The organism is Micromonospora sp. KC207, from assembly GCF_004348615.1.
GTDB lineage: Bacteria > Actinomycetota > Actinomycetes > Mycobacteriales > Micromonosporaceae > Micromonospora.
Genome location: NZ_SMKJ01000452.1, coordinates 1 through 3,496 on the forward strand (window position 1 = coordinate 1; position 3,496 = coordinate 3,496).

At 69.1% G+C, this 3,496-nt stretch carries 4 protein-coding genes; 2 read left to right on the top strand and 2 right to left on the bottom strand.

The window, feature by feature from the left end:
- Positions 1 to 110 precede the first annotated feature (110 nt).
- Entirely contained in the window at positions 111 to 311 is a 201-nt protein-coding gene (locus E1258_RS31085; RefSeq protein ID WP_207919869.1) for a hypothetical protein, read from the bottom strand.
- Between the two features lie 195 nt (positions 312 to 506).
- The gene (locus E1258_RS31090) at positions 507 to 1,766 is read right to left on the bottom strand and encodes a DUF418 domain-containing protein (protein WP_132407370.1); all 1,260 of its coding nucleotides are present in this window, start codon (positions 1,764 to 1,766) and stop codon (positions 507 to 509) included.
- Positions 1,767 to 1,994: 228 nt separating this feature from the next.
- On the opposite strand from E1258_RS31090, the gene E1258_RS31095 reads away from it, so the two are divergent.
- Positions 1,995 to 2,648, top strand: coding sequence for a response regulator transcription factor (locus tag E1258_RS31095; protein WP_132407372.1), 654 nt, complete (start codon positions 1,995 to 1,997; stop codon positions 2,646 to 2,648).
- Positions 2,645 to 3,496, top strand: an 852-nt coding sequence (locus E1258_RS31100; protein WP_132407374.1) for a sensor histidine kinase, incomplete at its 3' end; no start/stop codon positions are given. The genes E1258_RS31095 and E1258_RS31100, both read left to right, overlap by 4 nt.

Sequence of the window (3,496 nt, forward strand, 5' to 3'; positions counted from 1 at the left end):
TCATGTTGTCTCAGCAACTCCATGATCACCGACGGGCCGCACCCGTTCCGCGTCACCCTCCACCCAGGCCACGGCCCTACATACGGCCAGGTCAGACACACCTCAATCGACTACGCAAAGCCCCTGCGGTCCACCAACGCCTTGGTGGCCAGCGGCTGCAACAACCCTCCGGCGGCACCGACCAGCGCACACAACAGGCCGAGCGCGACGACCCACCGGTGCGGCCGGACCTGCGCGTACAGCGCCTTGGCCGTCTCCCGCGCGGACGGAGACGCGGCATCCGTCATCGACGGTCGGGATGCGGTGTTCACGAGACTCTTTCTCCTGCTGGTTGCCGGGCACGGCACCGGCGTTTCCGGAATCGGAATATGGGTCCGTGCCGATCGGGTGGTGTGGGAAAGCTCGGCTGGTTTCGCCTGCCGGATATTCAGTCGGGGTCGTGCGTTCAGGACGGACCATGGCGTTCGCCGCCCGTTTCGGGCGGCGGACGCTGCCGGGGCCCGCGCTCAGCGAAGAAGCCTCGCTGGTTTGGTGGCGCTGTTCAGCAGGTCCTCCAGTGGCCCGCGGCGGAAGAACCGCGACCAGAGCGCCGCGAACACGACGGCGCCGAGGACAAACGCGCACAACAGGACGGTCGAGTTGGCATCCGGCGGGGTAGCGCTCTTACCGGGTAGCGCGAGGATGGCCAGGATGTGACCCACGTAGATCGTCAGGGACATGGTGCCCACGGCGATAACCGGGCCGGCGAGCCGGCGCAGCCGTGGCAGTTTGGCCATCGCCACCGTCGCACACAGCAGCACAGTGATCGCCACCCCCAGGCAGCCGATCACGTCGAAGGTCGACCCGCTGTGCGGCTCAGCCGCCAGCAGCAGCCAGGGATCGGCCTCCAAGCTCCACTTGGCGGGCGGCGGCGCAGAGCCGGCCGCCAAGTCGGCCATGGCGTCCTTCCGGGGCATGCCGTCCGGCACGCGGTCGGGGATGCCGCCGCCGAGAATCTTGAGGGCGAGCCAGGACATCCCGTATCCGAGCGCGATCAGGGCGGGGCCGAGCACCGCCAGCCGCCGCTGCACCGCGCCGGCGGCCAGGTCCAGCCGGCCGAGTGCCATACCCGCGATCACGAACGACATCCACGAGATCGCCGGGTAGAAGCCAGTGAGCAGCAGATCCAGTACGCCGACGCCGCAGAGCCGCTCGAGCGGATCGTACGCGTTGATGCTGTTCAGGACCGGCTCGCCCAGCCATGCCCGCAGGCCGAACCCGACCTGGGGACCCACCAGCGCGAGCACGGCCGCGATGACGGCCAGCGTCCGGGCACGCAGCCGGGTCAGCGGCAACGCGAGCAGGAAGTACACCGCGTATGCGTTGAGGATCACCGCGTCCCCGAAGTCCGTCATCGTCAACGCGGTGCCCACGACCAGCAGAATCACCGCGCGGATCACGATCCGGGCCTTCGCCTGCCGGCCGGCCAGGCCGGTCTTCGGCTCGAAACGACCCGCGATCAGCATCAGCGAGAACCCGGCGAGCGTGGCGAACAACGCCGACGCCCGGCCCTCGCTCAGGCTGCGTATCCAACCGCCGATGTCACCCCGCGCCGCCTCGAACGGGCCGACATGCACGGCGAACATCCCGAACACGGCGAACGCGCGGGTCAGGTCCACGCCGACCAGCCGGCCCGTCGACGGACCGTGCTCACCTGCCGCACCGGGGTCGGGCGACGGGGTGGACTGCGGGGGTGACGCGTGTGCAACGGGTTCGAGCGATGTCATGCGGACAACGCTTGTTGAGCCGCGCCGCCACGCCCATCCGTCAAGCTGCGGCACCAACCCCCCGCCCCACGGGGATGAACCCCCGACCGGTGGGGGCAGGCACGCCACCCGGCGGAATCCGGCCCGCCCGGCGGCTGCGACGGTCGAAGACCATGGGATCCGGCCACACCCCAGCGGTTATGGTCAAGCGTCGGTGACGGCCGACCGAATAATCGAGCGGAGCGGAAAGTGATACGGGTTGTAGTGGTGGACGACGACGCCCTCGTCCGCTCCGGCTTGCAGCTCATCCTGCGCGTGGCCCCCGACATCGAGGTGGTATCCACCGCCAGTGGCGCGGAGGCGATCGACGAGATCACCCGGCACCGGCCCGACGTGGTCCTGCTCGACATCCGCATGCCCGACGTGGACGGCCTCACCGTCCTGCGCCAGGTACGCGCCATGCCACACCCCCCGACGGTCGCGATGCTGACCACCTTCGACGCCGACGAATACATCACCACCGCACTGCGCATCGGGGCCGCCGGATTCATCCTCAAGGACACCCACCCCGAGCACCTGGCCCAACTGGTCCGCGCCCTCGCCGCCGGCGCTGTGGTCTTGTCCCCCAAGGTGTCGCGTACGGTCGTCGACTGGCGTGTGGAAAACGGCGAGGACGCCGCCAGCGCGATCGCCCGGCTAACCGACCGCGAACGCGAGATACTCGTGCACGTCGCAGACGGCCTGAGCAACGCCGAGATCGGTACGCGGATGTACCTGAGCGGCGGCACGGTCAAAGACCACGTCAGCGCCATCCTCACCAAGCTGAAGGTGACCAGCCGGGTGCAGGCCGCGCTCATTGCCCAGCGTGCCGGGCTGCTGACCCAGCCGGACGGCAACTCGTGACATCCTGCCGACTGCAGGCACCACTCGTCGACGCGGCCCTGGTCGTGGTTGCCCTCCTCGACGCCGTGGTGATGACCGACACCGACCGTCCGTACGCCGACATCGTCGCCGTCGTCGCCGCACTGGCGCTCGCCGTCCGACGCCGATGGCCGTACCTCGTCTTCGCGCTCGCCCTGCCCGCCACCGCGGTCTCCTCCGCGGTCGTCGCCGGCGCGGTCGCCCTCTACACAGTCGCGGTGAACACCCGCAACCGGCGGACACTCGCGGTTTGCACCATTCTCTACAGCATCTGCAGCGCCGCCGCGATCTGGAACCATGACATCCCGACACCCACCCGCGTCGAACTACTCGTCTCCGTCGGCTACAACATCGCCACGGCGGCCGCCGCGATCTTCCTCGGCCAGCTCGTGCAGGCCCGGCGCGATCTGCAACAACGCCTGACCGAGATCCACCAGGCCCGGGAACATGAACAGCAACTCGTCGCCCAGACCGTGCTCGCCAAGGAACGCGCCCAACTCGCCCGTGAAATGCACGACGTCGTCTCCCACCAGGTCAGCCTCATCACGATCCAGGCCGGAGCACTCCAGGTCAACACCAGCGACCCGGACACCAAGACAACCGCGCAGACCATCCGCGACCTCGCCGTCCGCACCCTCGACGAGCTCCGGCACATGGTCACCGTCCTGCGCGCCTCCGGCACCGCACCGACCGAGCTCACTCCCCAGCCGACCCTCGCCGGGCTCCGGCAGATGATCTCGAACAGCGGCATCGGAACCCGACTCGACGGTGACCTGCCGACCGACATCAGCGCCGCGACCCAACGAGCGATCTACCGCACCGTGCAGGAA